Genomic DNA, 18,335 nt, shown 5'->3' with positions numbered 1-18,335 from the left:
TGAGCTACTGAGCCTTATTAGATTATCTGGTTTTGTGCTTCAAGCCGATTTGACAATCGGTACACTGTTATGAAGCAGATTATGTAAATGGCGGTCCGGACGGGACTCGAACCCGCGACCTCCTGCGTGACAGGCAGGCATTCTAACCAACTGAACTACCGGACCAAATAATAACCGCCAGCAAGTAAGCTGGGCTTGCCAGCCGTTTGCTGACGGTTATTTGCCATGACCCCTACGGGATTCGAACCCGTGTTACCGCCGTGAAAGGGCGGTGTCTTAACCGCTTGACCAAGGGGCCATAAAAAGTATAAATGGTGAGCCATGAAGGACTCGAACCTTCGACCCTCTGATTAAAAGTCAGATGCTCTACCGACTGAGCTAATGGCTCATACTATGATCATGTTGCCTAAAGCCTAATTCTGCTAAGTCAGATGTTCCAAAGCCCTGCGTGCTTTGTCACAGATTGCGATTCGGGTGAAGCAATTCAATGATGCTGCAATCTGCTCTACCGACTGAGCTAATGGCTCATACTATGAGTGTTTCCAAGGTTGCTACCTTGGCGACGCTTTTTATAATATCATAGAGTTTTATATAAGCGCAATAACTTTTTTATAAAAAAATCTTTTTTTCTGGAAGACGGTTTAAATACTAGATTGCAGCTGGTTGCTGGGATGGGTTTACCCTAAAAAAGGTATCCTTTTCCCCGGATTATGGATTCTTTTCCCTAATTCCCGTTATTTATTCCCCTATTTTAAATTTTTTTCTATTAATAACAGCTGTGATATATTCGGACTCAGCGCTGCTTTTTTTCACTTGTTCTGTCTGAACCTGACCCAACTTCGGACCTGCATCGACTTTTTACGCTTTCTCTGTCCGAACCTGCTACAACCTCGGTCTCGGCACCGGCCATTGCCTTTCTCCCCAAAAAAAAGAAAAGCCCCAATCATATCAGGGCTTTTCCAATCAAGTATTAGTTTTGTCTCCAAGGGCTTAGGACTACGTTTGTCTGTGTGCGGTCCGGGCCAACTGAGAAGATGGATAATGGAATTCCTGTCAGCTGTGAAACGCGCTCCAGGTAATGGCGGGCATTGGCAGGAAGCTCATCAAGTGATTTGCAGCCTGTGATGTCTTCTGTCCAGCCTGGAAGCTCTTCATATACAGGCTCACATTCAGCCAGTACTTTCAGGCTTGCAGGGAATTCTTCAATTACTTCTCCGTTATACCGGTAAGCTGTACAGATTTTTAATGTCTCAATTCCAGTTAATACATCAATGGAGTTAAGAGAAAGATCTGTGATGCCGCTGACACGGCGGGCATGGCGTACAACCACGCTGTCGAACCAGCCGACACGGCGGGCACGGCCAGTTGTTGTACCGTATTCACGGCCAACTTCACGGATTTGGTTGCCGATTTCATTATCAAGTTCAGTCGGGAATGGGCCGTCACCTACACGAGTCGTATAGGCCTTAGAAACACCGACAACATGCTTGATTTTTGTAGGACCTACGCCAGAACCGATTGTTACACCGCCGGCTACCGGGTTAGAAGATGTAACGAATGGGTATGTACCCTGGTCGATATCAAGCATAACTCCCTGTGCACCTTCGAAAAGCACGCGGCGGCCTTCATCTAATGCATCGTTCAGTACGACAGACGTGTCGCAGACATAGTGCTTGATCTGCTGGCCGTATTCGTAGTATTCATCAAGGATGTCTTCGATTTTGAATCCTTCTGTTTCATAGAAGCGCTCAAGCAGGCGGTTCTTTTCTTCCAGGTTGCGCGCAAGCTTTTCTTCAAACACTTCACGGTCAAGAAGGTCTGCGATGCGGATTCCGTTGCGGGCTGCTTTATCCATGTAAGCAGGGCCGATGCCTTTTTTCGTTGTACCGATCTTGTTTGCACCTTTGCGCTCTTCTTCCACTTCATCAAGCTTCAGGTGGTAAGGAAGGATGACATGTGCACGATTTGAAATGCGCAGGTTGTCTGTTGTAATGCCTTTGTCGTGAAGGTACGCCAATTCTTTTACAAGCGCTTTAGGATCGACAACCATTCCGTTACCGATTGTACAGATTTTATCGCTATAGAATATTCCAGATGGAATTAAATGAAGCTTATATGTTTCACCATTGAATTTGATTGTATGTCCTGCATTGTTTCCGCCTTGGTAACGTGCGATCACTTCTGCATTTTCTGAAAGGAAGTCTGTAATCTTTCCTTTCCCTTCATCTCCCCACTGTGTTCCAACTACTACTACTGATGACATTAAAAAAGCACCTCCGGGAATTTCACTGTTTTAATTTCTATATCATATTTTATTTAAGTAACTTATTTCAACCATCTTAGTTTAACAAGGTGATGTGTGATAGTCAACAAAACACGAACAATTTAAACAAAAATATGAAAATATGTTCGTAAAACAATGAAAATATTAAAAATATAAGTGGAAACGGGAAAGCTGACACTCGAGAGAGCGGCTGCTTACACAAAACAATAAAAAAGAGGACTTGCTGTAGGCAGGTCCTCTTTATGCACCAGGCGGCGCAAAGGAATCATCAAAGCGTTTCTCTAAGTTTACGAATTTATTATACTCTTTTACGAATGCAAGCTGAACGGTTCCAACCGGGCCGTTACGCTGCTTGGCGATGATGATTTCGATGATGTTTTTGTCTTCGGATTCTTTGTCATAGTAGTCATCACGGTATAGGAATGCCACGATATCGGCATCCTGCTCAATACTTCCCGATTCACGGATGTCAGACATCATTGGACGTTTATCTTGTCGCTGTTCCACACCACGGGAAAGCTGGGACAGTGCGATTACAGGGACCTGAAGCTCACGGGCCAATTGTTTAAGGGAACGTGAAATTTCAGATACTTCCTGCTGACGGTTTTCTCCTGAACGTCCACTTCCGAGGATTAATTGCAGGTAGTCGATCAGAATCATGCCAAGTCCATGCTCCTGTTTGAGGCGGCGGCATTTGGAACGGATATCCTGGATGCGGACACCAGGTGTGTCATCGATGAAAATTCCCGCGTTTGACAGGCTTCCCATCGCCATCGTCAGTTTTCCCCAGTCTTCATCCGTCAGTGAGCCGGTACGAAGCCTCTGGGCATCAATATTCCCTTCAGCACAGAGAATACGCATGACCAGCTGTTCTGCACCCATCTCCAGACTGAAAATCGCCACGTTTTCCCCGGTTTTTGTTGCCACATTTTGCGCGATATTCAAGGCAAAGGCAGTTTTACCTACGGAAGGACGGGCACCGACAATGATGAGGTCATTTCGCTGGAAGCCGGCTGTCATGCGGTCAAGCTCGGTAAATCCAGTCGCAATCCCTGTAATATCCCCTTTACGGTTATGCATTTCCTCGATATTATCGTAGGTCCGGACGAGAACATCCTTAATATTATGAAAGGCACCGGCGTTTTTGCGCTGTGCAACCTCCATGATATTTTTCTCGGCTTCCCCAAGAAGCACTTCCACTTCATCCTCACGCGTATAGCCATCCTGGGCAATGCCTGTCGCCGTCCGGATCAGCCTGCGAAGCAATGACTTTTCTTCCACAATCTTTGCATAGTACTCGATATTCGCCGCTGTTGGAACAGATCCGGCCAGTTCACTTAAATAACTGACGCCTCCGGTATCCTCGAGCAGTTTTGCTGCACTGAGCTCTTCTGTCACAGTCACTAAGTCGACTGCTTTTCCCAGGTCGCTCAGCTTCAGCATTACATTGAAGATTTTCTGGTGGGCTGCACGGTAGAAGTCTTCAGGTATTAAAATTTCAGATGCTTGTGTAAGAGAGGAGGGTTCAAGAAAGATTGCCCCAAGCACAGCCTGTTCCGCTTCAATATTTTGAGGCGGGAGCCGATCCGCGAATAAATCACTCATCTCATTAAACCTCCTTAAAATAAAAGCGTTAAGCAAATCTATATTTATATAAAAAATCCTTATAATTACTTTAAAAAATGTGACCAGCAAAAACTGATCACATTTTTAATCAACCCTTTTATTTTAACATGTTTATCGGCAAAAGCCACTTCCAATATTAGTTTATCCCACTAATGCAGTGCTTGCCTTTATGCTTCTTTTACATGCACGTTTAATGTTGCTGATACTTCAGTATGAAGCTTGACTGGCACCTTTGTGTATCCGAGTGTGCGGATCGCATCTTCCATTTCGATTTTGCGTTTGTCGATTTTGATGCTGTGCTTCTTTTGAAGTTCTTCAGCAATTTGTTTGCTTGTAATGGAACCGAATAGGCGGCCGCCTTCACCTGATTTCGCAGTGAATTCGACTGTCAGCTTTTCAAGTGTTTCTTTCAGCTCCTTAGCCTCTGCCAATTCTTCTTCTGCAAGCTTTGCTTCTTTTTTCTTCTGGGCGTTCAGGCTGCTGACATTGGCCTGGTTTGCTTCGACAGCAAGCCCTTGCTTAATTAAAAAGTTATGTGCATAGCCATCTGCTACATTTTTTACTTCGCCTTTTTTCCCCTTGCCTTTAACGTCTTTTAAAAAGATTACTTTCATTCCTTTTTTCTCCCTTCAAAGTATTCATCTATAGCCTCTTTTAATCGGATCTCAACATCATCAAGTGTTGCATCCTGAAGCTGTGTGGCAGCATTTGTTAAGTGCCCGCCGCCTTCGAGGTTCTCCATAATCACCTGGACATTGATATCCCCGAGGGAGCGTGCGCTGACCCCTATCATGTTTTCAGAGCGGTTTGAGATGACAAATGAAGCAACCACGCCATCCATCGTCAGCAGGGTATCAGCTGTCTGGGCTATCAGTACCTGATCAAATATTTGGTCCGGCTGCCCCTTGGCAATAGCGATGCCCTCTTTGTAAAATTGAACGGTTTCGATCAGCTTCGCCCGCTTGATATAGGTATCTACGTCCTCTTTTAAGAACTTTTGGACGAGCACGGTATCTGCGCCCTGTCCGCGCAGATAGGAAGCCGCATCGAACGTTCTCGACCCTGTACGCAGTGAGAAGCTCTTCGTATCCACAATGATGCCCGCAAGAAGGGCCGTTGCTTCGAGCATTTCAATTCTGCCGTTTTTCGGCTGATACTCCAGAAGCTCTGTCACCAGTTCTGCTGTAGAGGAGGCGTACGGCTCCATGTACACCAGTAGCGGATTATGGATGAACTCTTCAGCACGGCGGTGATGGTCGATAACGACAACATGTTCAATCGCATGAAGAAGCTTTTCCTCTATCACCATGGATGGCTTGTGGGTATCAACAACTACGAGCAGGGTATCGTCTGTGGCAATTTCCATCGCCTGTTCCGGTGTGATGAATTTGGAAAAGAGCTCTTCGTTCTTTTCAATTTCCTTCATCATCCTTCTGACGCCTGTATCAAGTTCATTGAAATTCACCACTACATAGCCTTCACGCTGGTTCAGGCGGGCCACCTTCTGAATGCCGATGGCTGCCCCAATTGCATCCATATCCGGGCTTTTGTGGCCCATGATAATGACTTTATCGCTTTCAGAGATCAATTCCTTCAGCGCATGGGAAATGACGCGTGCACGGACCCGGGTCCTTTTTTCAACAGGATTGGTTTTTCCCCCGAAGAATTTAACTTTCCCATTCGTCTGCTTGATGGCCACCTGGTCTCCCCCGCGGCCTAATGCCAGGTCTAAGCTGGACTGGGCCAGTGAACCAAGCTCAGGAAGAGAAGAGACCCCTGTGCCGACGCCTACGCTTAACGTAAGCGGAACATTTTGCTTGGAAGTGGTTTCCCGGACATCATCAAGAATCGTGAATTTCCCTTTTTCAAGAAGCTGCAGAATATGTTCATTAAATACAGCGATAAAGCGCTCAGATGACACCCTCTTCAGGAAGACACCATTGTCCTGTGCCCATTTATTCAATATCTGGGTCACCAGGCTGTTCAGGCTGCTCTTCGTCTGGTCATCCATCGCCTGGGTGAGCTCATCATAATTATCAAGGAAGATAATGGCGATCACAGTCCGTTCTTCCTGATACATTTTTTCAATTTCTGTTTGTTCCGTGACATCAAAAAAGTACAATAGGCGCTCTTCCGGTTTATGGATTACCCGGAATTTGCGGTCATGAAGGGTAATAATTTCGGTTTCCACTTCTTGCTTGATCAGTGGAACAAGCGAATCCGCGACATCATAAAGCGATCTTCCCACTAGCGTATCTTCATCAAAGCATGATGCTAAAAAGGGATTGGTCCATTCAATGTAATAATCATCATTAATCAGCATGATTCCGATCGGCATTTCCATCAGAGCTTCTTCGCCGACTTTTTTCACCCTGTAGGAAAGGGTTGAGATGTATTCTTCCGTCTCCTTCCGGTGCTTTTGATTGAGCTGAAAAAGGTAGTAGAAAGGAAGGATGGCCAGAAACAGCCCAATTAATGCAAAAATCCAATTGTAGTACGCTATTATACCGAGAAGCACCACTGTTATGCCCATCAATCCAATAATCGGATAGCGTATGGACCGCTTTTCTAAATACGAAGGCATGTTTTCAGCTCCTAAACAGTAGTGTTGTTCATCACTTTTTTCCTAATCTTTGCCTTAAATCAAATCCTAAGTCAATTATACCTAATATCCTCACAATATAAAGGAGAAATGGCATAAGAAATGTAAATACAGCAGCAAGTACAGGCACAGCTTTCGGCCATCCTTTTAAATGGCTGAAAAAGAAAATAAGGGACAGGCCTTGAATGACCATGAATATCTGCAAAATGAAGGCAACATTGACAAGAGCCATAAACCAGTAGCTTCCTTCTGCAGGATTAAAAAGGAAGGAAGCGATTATGGTAACGAGATAGTACCATAATATGCTTTTCGGCAGGTTCAATTCCCTGAACGGCTTAAAGCCTTCAATCTTAATACCGAATCGTTTGGCGATCGGAAACGAAATAAGCTGAATGATAAAAACAGAAATGACCGATGTCATGACAAATAAACTCGGCGTTAATGTCTCAAGCATTTTCAAGCCTGCTGTAAGCTGCTCGATTGCTTTATCCGCGTTCTGTCCGAAGCCTTCAAGCACTCCTTTTGAAGTTTCGAGGGACTCCTCCATCATGCCGATGCTTTTTTTAATGAAATTGAAATCAAATAGAGCAACTGCTGCAGCATATTGAAGCAAAAGAGCTGCAAGAAATACGAGCGTGCCCGCAATAAAAGAAGAAGCCCGTCCTTTATTTTCCCTAATGCAAATCCCGATTACCGTGCCGGTCACTCCAAATATCAGAGCAATGAAAATTCCCATAATGGATCCGATAATCAGGGAAAGCAGGATGCCTCCCGTCATAAAGGCCATCGCCATCATCCGGCTATTTTTTGCCGCAAACATAATAAACGGAAGCGCCAGGAAGAAAGTTGAAACGACACTGATAACTGGCAAATAGAGCGATATCAGAAGCAGCACGGCAAAAATAGCGAGCAGCACGGCACCTTCTGTTAATTTATGTACATTATTCATTGATACACCCCTCAAACTGTGTATCCAAAAAGAAGGAAATCTGTTTCCGCTTTTTGAACCCATATAAGCTATATTGTAGCTAGTATTAAATGCAGGTTCAACCTTCGTGATTTCAGAAAGGTTTTCAGCTTTAACACACCCCAGCGCTAAAGGAGAACATAATAAAAAAGACGCCGGATACCAGCGTCTTTTTCTAGTTATTATTCACCTGAAACGTATGGCAGTAATGCCATTTGGCGCGCACGCTTAATAGCAATCGTTAATTTACGTTGGTATTTAGCGTTAGTGCCAGTTACACGACGTGGTAAAATCTTACCGCGCTCAGAGATGAATTTTTTTAGAAGATCCACATCTTTGAAGTCGATGTGAGTGATTCCGTTTGCAGTGAAAAAGCAAACCTTACGACGCTTAGCGCGTCCTCCTCTGCGTCCTCCAGCCATGGTCAGTTACCTCCTTTAGCTTTTTATTTTATATATTTCCGTTCATAATCGGGCACTATTAGAATGGCAGGTCGTCATCAGAAATGTCGATTTGGCCGTCATTTGCGAATGGGTCCTGATCCACGCGAGTATAGCCGCCCTGATTACGATTATCCTGGCGTTGATTCTGATTGCTGTTATTTCCAAATGGGAAATCCTGATCTCTTGGACCGCCATAGTTCGGATTGCCGCCCTGGCCGCCAGAACTATTCTTCGGCTCAAGGAATTGCACACTTTCAGCCTGGACTTCAGTCACGTAAACGCGCTTTCCATCCTGGCCTTCATAGCTGCGGGATTGAATGCGGCCATCTACGCCTGCAAGACTTCCTTTTTTAAGGAAATTCGCTACGTTTTCAGCTGGCTTTCTCCATACCACACAGTTGATAAAGTCTGCCTCCCGCTCACCTTGCTGATTCGTAAAAGTACGATTCACGGCAAGTGTGAATGAAGCGACAGGAACTCCGTTCGGCGTATACCGCAAATCAGGATCCTTTGTCAAACGTCCGACAAGAACAACTCGGTTCATCATCAGAATCAACTCCTCTCGGTAAAATGCTATATCTATTATTTTTCGTCTTTAACAACGATGTAACGGATGATGTCTTCGCTGATTTTAGCTAAACGAGTGAACTCGTCAACTGCTTTTGCTTCAGCACTAATGTTCATAAGCTGGTAGTAGCCATCGCGGAAATCATTGATTTCGTATGCAAGACGACGCTTACCCCAATCCTTTGATTCAGCAACCTCCGCACCATTATCAGTTAAGATTGTGTTGAAACGCTCAACTAGGGCTTTTTTAGCCTCATCTTCAATGTTTGGGCGGATGATGTACATAACTTCGTACTTTCTCATCACTTTCACCTCCTTTTGGTCTAACGGCCCTTTAAAGGGCAAGGAGCAATATATTCATTACTCACAAGTTGAAATTATAGCACATTAATTATGCAAATGCAATAACACTAGGGTGAATTGAAAGATGGAAGATTATTTTGAGAGAGTTACGGTATGGATGCTGTTCCGGACAGGCTTCCTCCATTAAAAAGAACCCCTAAAAAAATAGAGGTTCCAAAATAATTAAACGTTAAAGCGGAAGTGCATGACATCTCCGTCTTTAACAATGTATTCTTTTCCTTCAAGGCGAACTTTTCCTGCTTCCTTCGCAGCTGTCATGCTTCCTGCAGCGACAAGGTCGTCATAGGAAACCGTTTCTGCACGGATGAATCCTTTTTCAAAGTCAGAGTGAATAACTCCTGCACATTGAGGAGCCTTCATGCCTTTGCGGAATGTCCAGGCGCGGACTTCCTGTACACCTGCAGTGAAGTAAGTTGCCAGTCCAAGCAGGTTGTAGGCAGCTCTGATCAGCTGATCAAGACCGGATTCTTCAATGCCAAGCTCCTGAAGGAACATTTCTTTTTCTTCCCCGTCAAGCTCTGCAATTTCAGATTCGATTTTTGCACAGATAACGATAACTTCCGCATTATCCTTTGCAGCAAATTCTCTTACCTGCTGCACATACTCGTTAGAAGAAGGATCTGCTACATCATCCTCGCTTACGTTTGCAACGTAAAGCACTGGCTTAATTGTCAGCAGGTGAAGACCTTTTACAATTTTCATTTGCTCGTCTGTAAACTCAACAGTACGGGCAGGCTTATCGTTTTCGAACGCTTCCTTTAATTTTTCCAGAATTTCAAGCTCAATCACAGAATCTTTATCCTTCTGCTTAGCCAGCTTGCTCACACGGCCGATTCGCTTGTCAACCGATTCAAGATCAGCCAGAATCAATTCCAGGTTGATGACTTCGATATCATCGATCGGGTCCACTTTCCCGGCAACGTGTGTGATATTGTCATCCGCAAAACAGCGGACAACCTGACAGATTGCATCCACTTCACGGATATGGGAAAGGAATTTATTTCCAAGACCTTCCCCTTTGCTTGCACCCTTAACGATTCCGGCAATATCTGTAAATTCGAAAGCTGTTGGCACAGTCTTTTTCGGCTGAACCAATTCTGTTAATTTATTCAAACGGTGATCAGGCACTTCCACAATTCCCACATTCGGGTCGATTGTACAGAACGGATAGTTTGCAGACTCTGCTCCCGCCTGGGTAATTGCATTAAACAATGTAGACTTTCCGACGTTCGGCAAACCTACAATTCCAGCTGTTAAAGCCATCCAAGTCACTCCTCAGTCTAATTTCATCTATTAAAAATACGATTGATTCTCATTTAAACAAGCCTCTAACAATTATAGATAGTTGCCGGAGAAATGTAAAGAAAAGGTGACAGGTACCTATACCACTTTGCCAAACTGGTATAGGTGCCTGTCACCGCTGCTATTAAACCTTCTTTATATTCACAAGGCAGTCATACAAGGTGCTGCCAAGACCGTTGTCCGATTCGCGGCTCGAGGTAAGATGATTAACGGGTCCGCCGAAATTGGCCCAGATGCCTTCATCGATATTGATGGTATCAGGGTGGGCTTTTTTCATAATATGGACAAAGCCCTTCATTTCTCCGCGGTCATTCCACACTTTGACATAATCATTCTCCTGCAGGCCAAGCTTCTCCGCAATATTATCGGCTATTTCCACCTTTGCCTTTGGCTCCGGCTTTAATAGATGATAATGCTGCGAATGATTGGAGCGGAGAGGATGAATCGTCAGCAGGGTAAAAGGAAACTGTTCCGCCCTCTCTCTGTCCGTCCACTTAGTTTCCCGCGGAAGAGCAAGTGTCAGCCTGCTTTCGGAACCCTTTCGGAACGATGTAAATTCATACTTGCCGCTTGGCGTTTTGAACTGGCGGTCTGCCCAGGGTACCGTATCAACTGGAAGCTCCATATGATGGGATTTCCGTATGTTATCAAGCGTAATCCCTTGCTCTTTTAGCGTCCCAAGGCCCATGCGGATGAATTCTTCTCTTGTAAAATCGAAATCGGCTCCGAATCCAAGCCGTTTGGCAAGCTCAGTCCATACCCATAAATCCGGCTTCGCTTCGCCTGGCGGTTCAGCCAGCTTCGGGCCATGATTGACATAATGATGGTACATCGAAGAATAATAGACATCCTCCTGTTCAAATACCGTGGCAACCGGAAGCACATAATCCGCCATTTTTGCTGTATCTGTCATAAACTGCTCCATCACGACAACAGTCTCAACAGATGCAAAAGCTTCCCGGACCCTTGAAGAGTCAGGCACCTGGGTTAAAGGATTCCCGCACGTAACGAAGACCATCTTAATCTCAGGATCCTTCGCTGCTAAAATCCCCTCTGCCTGCCGCATCATCGTAAACTGCCTGAAGGCTGTTTTCCGCTCAGGGAGGGTGAGGGCAGCCGCATCAAAGCTCTGCCCTACCTGTCTGTTAGCATAGTTTGCACCGCCGCCGGGAATCCCGATATTGCCGCTCAAGGCAATCAAAGCATCCATCAATCTGATCGTGTTCCCGCCGTTTTCGTATCGCTGCATGCCCAGCCCAAAGAAAGTGGATACAGGGCGATCGCCATACACCACTGCAAGCTCAGTCATAACCTCTGCAGGCACTTCCGTTTTCTCTGCGATTTCCTCAAGCGTTACACTTTCGAGAAGTTGTTTCAGATCCTCAAAACCAACTGAATAGGTATCTATGAAACTTCTATCTTCCAATCCCAGACGAAGCATTTCCTTCATGATGCCGGCCGCAAGCCAGCCATCCATTCCCGGCTTAATGGAAAAATAATGGTCTGCCATTTTAGCCGTCGCATTAAAAATGGGATCAATCACATACAGTTTGGCACCCTGTTTCTTTGCCTCCTGGAGCCTTTGATACAAGTGCATATTGGTGCGGGCAACATTTCTTCCCCAAACGACAATATGCCTGCTGTTCAAAATATCCTCAGGCCCATGGCTGTAGGAGTCACCAAAATCCTGGCTTTGAGCCTCGATGCCTGCTCCCCAGCAGATGGACCCCACTAGCTCAGTCACACCGCCATAGCAGTTGAAAAAGCGCTGATCCAGGTTCGTCAGCAAGCCGCCATTGGCATAATCATGACTATGAAGAATCGAAGTGGTGCCATCCGTATCTTTTAGCTCCTTCATTTTCAGGGAAATATCGTGCAAAGCCTGTTCCCAGGAAATGGGCACAAATTCTCCATTTACCTTTTTCAGCGGACGATGCAGGCGAGCCGGAGAATTGGTTCTGCTTTCAAGCATTCTGCCGCGGCCGCAAATCTTCCCCTTTGTGACCGGATGATCTGGGTCGCCATCTACCTTTGTCACCTTACCGTCTTCAACTGTTACCTGAAAGCCGCAGCTGTCCCAGCAGTTCAGGGGACAGGCTGATTTGAATGTTTGTGCCATGAACCTCATCTCCCTGCAGTTTGTCTCTTACTCCTCATGCTTAACAAGAATTTTCTTCATTTTGCGGGTGAATTCTCTTCTCGGGATCATCACGCTGTGTCCGCAGCCTTCGCATTTAATGCGGATATCCGCTCCCATACGGATGATTTTCCATTTGTTTGCCCCGCACGGGTGAGGCTTTTTCATTTCCACCACATCATGTAAATCAAATTCTTTTTGCTCCATGTTTATCCCTCCGCATTCAGTTTTGGATTATCCTGTTCATTCCTTGTGTACATAACAAGACGCGGGAACGGTATTTCAATGCCATGCTCATCTAAACATAGCTTAATTTCCTTCCGCAGCTGGCGCGCAATGTAGAAGTGCCTCATTGGCAGTGTTTCCGAAACCACTCTCAGAACCACTTCCGAAGCTGCAAGGTTCTGAACCCCGAGGATTTCCGGTGTTTTCACCATATCCTCATATTTTTCAGGAAGCTTCTCAAATAACTCCTGCAATACTTTTTCAGCCTTAACGATATCGCCTTCATATGAAATCTTGACATCCACAAATGCCACACTATTATTTAATGAAAAATTAGTAACCTGCATAATGCTTCCGTTCGGAAGGATATGAACCTCGCCCGTCCAGTTTTTAATCTTAGTCGTCCGAAGTCCGATTTCTTCCACGGTTCCTTCAAATTGATCAATCCGGATATAATCACCAACCGAAAACTGATCTTCAAAAATAATGAAAAATCCGGTAATGATGTCCTTCACGAGGCTCTGCGCTCCAAACCCGACAGCCAATCCAACGATTCCGGCACCGGCCAAAAGGGCCTTCACATCAATCGTCAGCACCGATAATATCATGATTGCCGCAACAAAAAACACCACATAGGTGAGCATATTCTCCAGCAGCTTCAGAAGGGTAGCTTCCCTGCGCTCTGAAATTCGGAGCCTGGATGGTGTCCTCACTTTAAAAATATTGCGGATGGCCAGCTTTCCGATCCTGATCAGAATGCTCGTCACTATCAAAATCGCAATAACCTTAAAGATGCCTTCCCCGATGGCTATCCACGTTTTTTCATTCGAAATCTTATCTATCATGCCATTTATCATTGTTTCAATAGGACTCATGGTTTCACCTGCTTTATTTTAGTAAAAATATTGAAAAGCGGAAGGCGGCTTATGTTCTAAAGTCAACAATAGCTAAACTCGGGAGCCGCTGGAGATTGACAGTCAATTATCGCATTCAACATTTCAAGCCCAATGCTTGAGTGAAATTATACTGCATCTTGCCCTTCAGTGCGAATCCCTCTGTAAAACAACATTATTTTATCAATTTTTCTCAGGGCTTTACAGTGAAAAACCCGATTGTTTAACGATTAAATAATACAGGTATGTATAGATTACACAAAAATTCCGTATACTGTTAAAAACGTATAAATACTTGTGTTTCGGGCATGGCAAGGATAAAAGAGGGAGTGGACCTATATGAACTTCAAACCAAACTTGTTTGACAAAAAAGGCGGGGCTTCTGCCAGAATCTCACATGAAGAAACAAACTCTGCAGAAAAATTGGCTGCTGAACTGAAGAATATTCTGCCTGCGGGCATTGGCTGCCGTCCCATCGTTTTTGTCTGCATTGGCACAGACCGCTCTACAGGCGATTCATTAGGTCCGCTGGTCGGCACACTCCTTGAGGAAAAATCCATGTCATCTTTCCATGTGTACGGAACACTGGAGGACCCGATCCATGCCGTCAACCTGGAAGATAAATTGAACGAAATCAAAAAGAAGCATTTTAATCCCTTTATCATCGGAATCGACGCCTGTCTCGGCCGCCTGAAAAGTGTCGGAGTTATTCAAATAGGGGAAGGTCCGGTCAAGCCGGGCGCCGGAGTCAATAAAGATCTGCCGGAAGTAGGGGACATGCACATCACTGGCATTGTCAACGTCAGCGGATTCATGGAATTCTTCGTCCTCCAGAACACCAGACTCAATCTCGTCCTAAAAATGGCCAAAACCATCGCAAGCGGCATCTATGAAGTCAGCCTGACCCACCAGACAGCGCCGGCTTGGCCTGCCTTTAAATGGGAACTGAACCGTGAACAAACACCTTAATGGATAGGGAAACCGCAGGGGAGCTGCGGTTTTTTTTATTGAGCAGGGGAGCGAAGGGGGAAAGCGTATATATCGTTTTGTACGGAGCTCTGTCATGACTGTTCGAAATGTGAGATAAACTTTGAGACTTGTTAGATAAACCTTGAAACATGCTAGATAAATTAGAAGTTCTGTTAGATAAATTCACAAACATGTTAGATATAATCCCAAACATGCTCTTTCCCCAAAAAAACTGATTGGCGCTCCGGTCTCTTTTCGCACATAAGGTACTATAGCAGTACTCCAAAATAAAAAAATGCACCGCAGACACACTATCCAGCGTGCCTGCGATGCACATCCCATCATCTAAAAATAAATCCCGCTAAAATAAACAACCGAAACAATTATTCCCGTTACCACAATTCCCGGAAGCAGATTCGCCACCCGGATTTTTGTAATGCCTGTTAAATTCAGACCGATGGCAAAGATCATAATTCCGCCTGTTGCGGTCATTTCCTTAATAAAACTGTCCATCAGAAGCTGGGGGACAAACCGGTCGATTTGTGTGGCGAAAAGGGCAATGAGTCCTTCATACAGCATGACCGGAAAAGCTGAAAAGATTACACCGATCCCTAATGTAGTCGTCAAAATGAGGGAAGTGAAGCCGTCAATGATCGACTTGGTATAAAGCACCGAATGATCGCCGCGGATTCCGCTGTCAAGTGCGCCGATAATGGCCATAGCCCCGATGACAAAAATCAGTGTAGCGGTTACGAAGCCCTGCGAAATGCTTCCCTGGCCTTTCGAGCCAATTTTGCTTTCGAGCCAATCACCAAGCTTGTTCAGCTTATCTTCGAGTGCAAAATACTCTCCAATCACCGTTCCGAACACAAGGCTTAAAATCACCACGAGGAAATTCTCACTTTTAAAGCCCATTTGCAGGCCGAGCACCATGACTGCAAGGCCGATTGCATGCATGACTGTGCCCTTCATGTTTTCGGGAATGCGATGGAGCAATTTCCCCAGCAGCGTTCCAATAATGATCAATAATCCATTTACAAGTGTACCCAGCAGAAACATACTCTTCACCTTATTATTTCGCATCGCGAATTATTTTCATTTAAATTACCACGATAGATCTTAACCGACAATCCTTTTTGCAAAATACTGTAAAAAAATAAACCATCTTATAGATGGCTTATGAATGAGTTTCTAAAAGCTCCATAATGCGTTCTAAATCTTCTTTTGAGAAAAATTCAATCTCGATTTTCCCTTTGTTTTTGGTCTGTTTAATATGGACGGTGGTTCCGAATCGTTCCCGGAGGGAGGATTCGCGTTCCTTAATAAAGATATCCTTAGGAGCTGTCCGCTTCTTCGTTTCACGTGAAACATCGTTCAGCTGCTGAATCAGCTGTTCAAGCTGGCGGACATTTAAGCCGTCTTTAACCGTTTTTTCAACGAGTGCCTGCAGCTTTTCTTTTTTTCGCAGCCCCAGTAAGGCTCTTCCATGTCCCATGGAAATTTTCCCTTCTGAAATCAGTCCTTGAATGGTCGGAGGCAGGGATAGAAGCCTGATGTGATTCGCAATATGCGGCCTGCTTTTTCCCAGGCGCTTGGCTAATTCCTCCTGTGTCACCTTGAGCTTCTCCATCAGCAGCTGGTAGGCAGCCGCTTCTTCAATCGGAGTTAAGTCTTCACGCTGCAGATTCTCAAGAACAGCGAGCTCCATCATCTGCTGTTCAGTCAGTTCTCTTACAACGACCGGAACTCTCTCAAGGTTCGCTTCTTTTGCTGCCCGGTAGCGGCGCTCCCCGACTACAATTTCATAGCCTTTGATGCTTTTGCGGACGATAATTGGCTGAAGTATTCCATGCTCAAGGATGGATTGCTTCAGCTCCTCGATGGCTTCCTTTTCAAACACCTTGCGCGGCTGATAGGGGTTTGGGCGAATGTCTTTTATTTTTACTTCCTGTACAGCTTCCTCTTTTTCGGTTTCAATATTATTGAAAAAAGCATTCAGACCTTTTCCTAAACCTTTAGCCATTTGAAACCACTTCCTTTGCCAGTTCTAAATATACTTCAGCTCCGCGAGACTTCGGATCATAAGTAATGATAGGTTCTCCATGGCTCGGAGCCTCTCCCAGCCGCACATTGCGGGGAATAATCGTTTTATAGACTTTATCCTGAAAATACTTTTTCACTTCTTCAATGACCTGAATGCCGAGATTTGTACGGGCATCCAGCATCGTCAACAGAACGCCTTCGATTTTTAAATCATTGTTCAAATGCTTCTGCACAAGGCGGACCGTATTCAGAAGCTGACTCAGACCCTCAAGCGCATAGTACTCGCACTGCACGGGTATGATTACGGCATCCGAAGCAGTCAGCGAGTTAATGGTCAGTAAACCGAGGGAAGGAGGGCAGTCAATAATCACATAATCAAAGTTTGCCTTTACTTCCTCAAGGGCTCTCTTTAATCTTACTTCCCTTGAAATCGTCGGCACCAGTTCAATTTCTGCGCCTGCCAGCTGAATGGTTGCCGGGATGGCGTATAAATTCTCTACCGAAGTGGATTTTATGACCTTTGATGCTTCCACATCATCCACAAGGACATCATAAATGCAATGATCGACATCCGCTTTTTCAATGCCGATTCCGCTTGTGGCATTGCCCTGCGGATCAATGTCGACCAGCAGCACTTTCTTGCCTATGTATGCCAGGCATGCGCCAAGATTGACGGAAGTGGTTGTTTTGCCAACTCCGCCCTTCTGGTTCGCAATGGCTAAAATCTTGCCCACAGTGTCACCTGCTTTCATCTATCAATATTCCAATTTATCTATCTGCGAATCTATTCATATCGTTAAATCACGTAGTCTATTTTATCACGAAAAACAGGGCAGAATAATTTTTTTGTAAAAAATAAGAAGATTCTAATAGTCTTTTTAGCGCCCTTCAAAAAAAACGCGAAAAATAAAACAGGGAGCCCCCGCTTTATCTTTCGCGTAAGAAATTATTTCTTTTTAGGAATCTTGATTGTGATTTGATAAAATTCATCAAATTCTTCTTCTTCCGAATCAAGATTAATGCCGCTGTCAGAAACCATGGAAAGAGACTGCCTGATCGTGTTGACCGCTATTCTCATATCCTTGCTGAAAGCCTTGCGTTTCGGTTTCGGCTTTGGATTTTTCTGCTCGAGAATTTTAACAACCCGGTCTTCTGTCTGCTTCACATTCAGATTCTTCTCCACTATCTCCTGAAGCAGGGCGACCTGCTTTTCCGGATCCTTCAGCGGGATGAGCGAACGGGCATGCCGCTCTGTGATTGATTTGTTTAACAGTGCATCCTGGACAGGCTGCGGCAATTTCAGCAGCCGAAGCTTGTTGGCAACAGTTGACTGGCCTTTCCCAAGACGCTGTGCCAATGCCTCCTGTGTCAGGCTATGCAGCTCTAAAAGTTTTCCGTAGGCAACAGCTTCTTCAATCGGTGACAACTCTTCCCTTTGAAGGTTTTCAATTAAAGCTACTGAAGCCGTTTCGGTATCGCTAAGATTCTTGACAATAGCAGGAGCTTCTTCCCAGCCCAGTTTTTTCATGGCCCGATATCTGCGTTCACCGGCTATGATTTCAAACTGGCCATCCTCAAATTCCCTTACGACAATCGGCTGGATGATTCCATGCGTATGGATAGTCCGGGAAAGCTCTTCTATTTTTTCATCATCAAATACCGTTCTTGGCTGGAAACGGTTGGGGACGATTTGATCAATAGGAATTTTCTTAACTTCTTCTCTATCGCTTAAGTCTTCAATATCCAGCTGTTCTTCTGCTGGTTTTTCCGCTGTAACTTGTTCTCCCTTTTCGCCTAGGCCAAAAAAGCGTGAGAAAGAATGCTTCATCACCCTGCACCACCTTTACGAAACTCCCTATAACATATTCTCTATCATCATGACAAATCCTGCCGGATATCAGCAATATTAATATC

Annotated in this window: 17 protein-coding genes and 3 tRNA genes; 1 reads left to right on the top strand and 19 read right to left on the bottom strand. The window is 45.0% G+C overall.

The window, feature by feature from the left end:
* Positions 1–88 precede the first annotated feature (88 nt).
* The 15 genes from NSQ49_RS12895 to NSQ49_RS12825 form a co-directional block, all read right to left on the bottom strand.
* Positions 89–165: transfer RNA gene (locus NSQ49_RS12895), tRNA-Asp, on the bottom strand.
* Between the two features lie 61 nt (positions 166–226).
* Positions 227–298 (bottom strand) — tRNA-Glu (locus NSQ49_RS12890).
* 14 nt (positions 299–312) lie between these two features.
* A tRNA-Lys gene (locus NSQ49_RS12885) sits at positions 313–388 on the bottom strand.
* A 582-nt stretch (positions 389–970) separates the two neighbouring features.
* Positions 971–2,263 (bottom strand): adenylosuccinate synthase, encoded by a 1,293-nt coding sequence (locus tag NSQ49_RS12880; protein WP_159863612.1) that lies wholly within the window; start codon positions 2,261–2,263, stop codon positions 971–973.
* A 261-nt stretch (positions 2,264–2,524) separates the two neighbouring features.
* Positions 2,525–3,889, bottom strand: coding sequence for a replicative DNA helicase (gene dnaB, locus NSQ49_RS12875; RefSeq protein ID WP_159863613.1), 1,365 nt, complete (start codon positions 3,887–3,889; stop codon positions 2,525–2,527).
* Between the two features lie 188 nt (positions 3,890–4,077).
* Positions 4,078–4,524 carry a 50S ribosomal protein L9 gene (gene rplI, locus NSQ49_RS12870; protein WP_159863614.1) on the bottom strand — a complete coding sequence of 149 codons (447 nt, stop codon included), beginning with the start codon at positions 4,522–4,524 and terminating at the stop codon, positions 4,078–4,080.
* A complete protein-coding gene (locus NSQ49_RS12865; RefSeq protein WP_159863615.1) occupies positions 4,521–6,494 on the bottom strand; it encodes a DHH family phosphoesterase in 1,974 nt (657 codons plus the stop codon). The genes rplI and NSQ49_RS12865 overlap by 4 nt, the downstream gene beginning before the upstream one ends.
* Positions 6,495–6,525: 31 nt before the next feature.
* Complete coding sequence (locus NSQ49_RS12860; RefSeq protein ID WP_159863616.1) at positions 6,526–7,461, bottom strand: YybS family protein; 936 nt, start codon at positions 7,459–7,461, stop codon at positions 6,526–6,528.
* 200 nt (positions 7,462–7,661) lie between these two features.
* The gene (gene rpsR / locus NSQ49_RS12855) at positions 7,662–7,901 is read right to left on the bottom strand and encodes a 30S ribosomal protein S18 (protein ID WP_159863617.1); all 240 of its coding nucleotides are present in this window, start codon (positions 7,899–7,901) and stop codon (positions 7,662–7,664) included.
* A gap of 58 nt (positions 7,902–7,959) precedes the next feature.
* On the bottom strand, positions 7,960–8,469 hold the full coding sequence (gene ssb / locus NSQ49_RS12850) for a single-stranded DNA-binding protein (protein WP_009332473.1): 510 nt from the start codon (positions 8,467–8,469) through the stop codon (positions 7,960–7,962).
* A gap of 35 nt (positions 8,470–8,504) precedes the next feature.
* Positions 8,505–8,792 carry a 30S ribosomal protein S6 gene (gene rpsF / locus NSQ49_RS12845; RefSeq protein ID WP_159863618.1) on the bottom strand — a complete coding sequence of 96 codons (288 nt, stop codon included), beginning with the start codon at positions 8,790–8,792 and terminating at the stop codon, positions 8,505–8,507.
* Positions 8,793–9,014: 222 nt separating this feature from the next.
* The gene (ychF, locus tag NSQ49_RS12840; protein WP_159863619.1) at positions 9,015–10,115 is read right to left on the bottom strand and encodes a redox-regulated ATPase YchF; all 1,101 of its coding nucleotides are present in this window, start codon (positions 10,113–10,115) and stop codon (positions 9,015–9,017) included.
* 163 nt (positions 10,116–10,278) lie between these two features.
* Positions 10,279–12,273, bottom strand: coding sequence for a molybdopterin-dependent oxidoreductase (locus tag NSQ49_RS12835; RefSeq protein WP_251283893.1), 1,995 nt, complete (start codon positions 12,271–12,273; stop codon positions 10,279–10,281).
* A 27-nt stretch (positions 12,274–12,300) separates the two neighbouring features.
* Positions 12,301–12,498 carry a DUF951 domain-containing protein gene (locus NSQ49_RS12830; RefSeq protein ID WP_159863621.1) on the bottom strand — a complete coding sequence of 66 codons (198 nt, stop codon included), beginning with the start codon at positions 12,496–12,498 and terminating at the stop codon, positions 12,301–12,303.
* Between the two features lie 2 nt (positions 12,499–12,500).
* Positions 12,501–13,391 carry a mechanosensitive ion channel family protein gene (locus NSQ49_RS12825; protein ID WP_159863622.1) on the bottom strand — a complete coding sequence of 297 codons (891 nt, stop codon included), beginning with the start codon at positions 13,389–13,391 and terminating at the stop codon, positions 12,501–12,503.
* Between the two features lie 357 nt (positions 13,392–13,748).
* Between NSQ49_RS12825 and yyaC the strand changes: the two genes are divergently transcribed.
* A complete protein-coding gene (gene yyaC / locus NSQ49_RS12820; RefSeq protein ID WP_159863623.1) occupies positions 13,749–14,378 on the top strand; it encodes a spore protease YyaC in 630 nt (209 codons plus the stop codon).
* Positions 14,379–14,723: 345 nt separating this feature from the next.
* On the opposite strand, the gene NSQ49_RS12815 is transcribed toward yyaC, so the two are convergent.
* The 4 genes from NSQ49_RS12815 to noc form a co-directional block, all read right to left on the bottom strand.
* Positions 14,724–15,437, bottom strand: a complete 714-nt coding sequence (locus NSQ49_RS12815; protein WP_159863624.1) for a DUF554 domain-containing protein — start codon at positions 15,435–15,437, stop codon at positions 14,724–14,726.
* Between the two features lie 118 nt (positions 15,438–15,555).
* The gene (locus tag NSQ49_RS12810) at positions 15,556–16,401 is read right to left on the bottom strand and encodes a ParB/RepB/Spo0J family partition protein (protein WP_159863625.1); all 846 of its coding nucleotides are present in this window, start codon (positions 16,399–16,401) and stop codon (positions 15,556–15,558) included.
* Positions 16,394–17,155 carry an AAA family ATPase gene (locus NSQ49_RS12805; protein WP_159863626.1) on the bottom strand — a complete coding sequence of 254 codons (762 nt, stop codon included), beginning with the start codon at positions 17,153–17,155 and terminating at the stop codon, positions 16,394–16,396. Before NSQ49_RS12805 ends, NSQ49_RS12810 begins: the two co-directional genes overlap by 8 nt.
* 212 nt (positions 17,156–17,367) lie before the next feature.
* Positions 17,368–18,249: a nucleoid occlusion protein gene (noc, locus tag NSQ49_RS12800; RefSeq protein WP_076262924.1), complete on the bottom strand. Its 882-nt coding sequence runs from the start codon at positions 18,247–18,249 to the stop codon at positions 17,368–17,370.
* Positions 18,250–18,335 lie beyond the last annotated feature (86 nt).

The sequence above is a fragment of the Cytobacillus sp. FSL R5-0377 genome, assembly GCF_038004385.1.
Classification (GTDB): domain Bacteria; phylum Bacillota; class Bacilli; order Bacillales; family Cytobacillaceae; genus Cytobacillus.
Note: the sequence above shows the minus strand (reverse complement) of the source record. Positions and strands in the feature narration are given on the sequence as shown.

Bases quoted from the DNA above. Each gene is read 5' to 3' on its own strand.
- ychF (WP_159863619.1), bottom strand. From the start codon at position 10,115: ATGGCTTTAACAGCTGGAATTGTAGGTTTGCCGAACGTCGGAAAGTCT.
- NSQ49_RS12880 (WP_159863612.1), bottom strand. From the start codon at position 2,263: ATGTCATCAGTAGTAGTAGTTGGAACACAGTGGGGAGATGAAGGGAAA.
- NSQ49_RS12815 (WP_159863624.1), bottom strand. From the start codon at position 15,437: ATGTTTCTGCTGGGTACACTTGTAAATGGATTATTGATCATTATTGGA.
- NSQ49_RS12835 (WP_251283893.1), bottom strand. From the start codon at position 12,273: ATGGCACAAACATTCAAATCAGCCTGTCCCCTGAACTGCTGGGACAGC.
- yyaC (WP_159863623.1), top strand. From the start codon at position 13,749: ATGAACTTCAAACCAAACTTGTTTGACAAAAAAGGCGGGGCTTCTGCC.
- NSQ49_RS12860 (WP_159863616.1), bottom strand. From the start codon at position 7,461: ATGAATAATGTACATAAATTAACAGAAGGTGCCGTGCTGCTCGCTATT.
- noc (WP_076262924.1), bottom strand. From the start codon at position 18,249: ATGAAGCATTCTTTCTCACGCTTTTTTGGCCTAGGCGAAAAGGGAGAA.
- rpsR (WP_159863617.1), bottom strand. From the start codon at position 7,901: ATGGCTGGAGGACGCAGAGGAGGACGCGCTAAGCGTCGTAAGGTTTGC.
- rpsF (WP_159863618.1), bottom strand. From the start codon at position 8,792: ATGAGAAAGTACGAAGTTATGTACATCATCCGCCCAAACATTGAAGAT.
- dnaB (WP_159863613.1), bottom strand. From the start codon at position 3,889: ATGAGTGATTTATTCGCGGATCGGCTCCCGCCTCAAAATATTGAAGCG.
- rplI (WP_159863614.1), bottom strand. From the start codon at position 4,524: ATGAAAGTAATCTTTTTAAAAGACGTTAAAGGCAAGGGGAAAAAAGGC.
- ssb (WP_009332473.1), bottom strand. From the start codon at position 8,469: ATGATGAACCGAGTTGTTCTTGTCGGACGTTTGACAAAGGATCCTGAT.
- NSQ49_RS12865 (WP_159863615.1), bottom strand. From the start codon at position 6,494: ATGCCTTCGTATTTAGAAAAGCGGTCCATACGCTATCCGATTATTGGA.
- NSQ49_RS12810 (WP_159863625.1), bottom strand. From the start codon at position 16,401: ATGGCTAAAGGTTTAGGAAAAGGTCTGAATGCTTTTTTCAATAATATT.
- NSQ49_RS12825 (WP_159863622.1), bottom strand. From the start codon at position 13,391: ATGAGTCCTATTGAAACAATGATAAATGGCATGATAGATAAGATTTCG.
- NSQ49_RS12830 (WP_159863621.1), bottom strand. From the start codon at position 12,498: ATGGAGCAAAAAGAATTTGATTTACATGATGTGGTGGAAATGAAAAAG.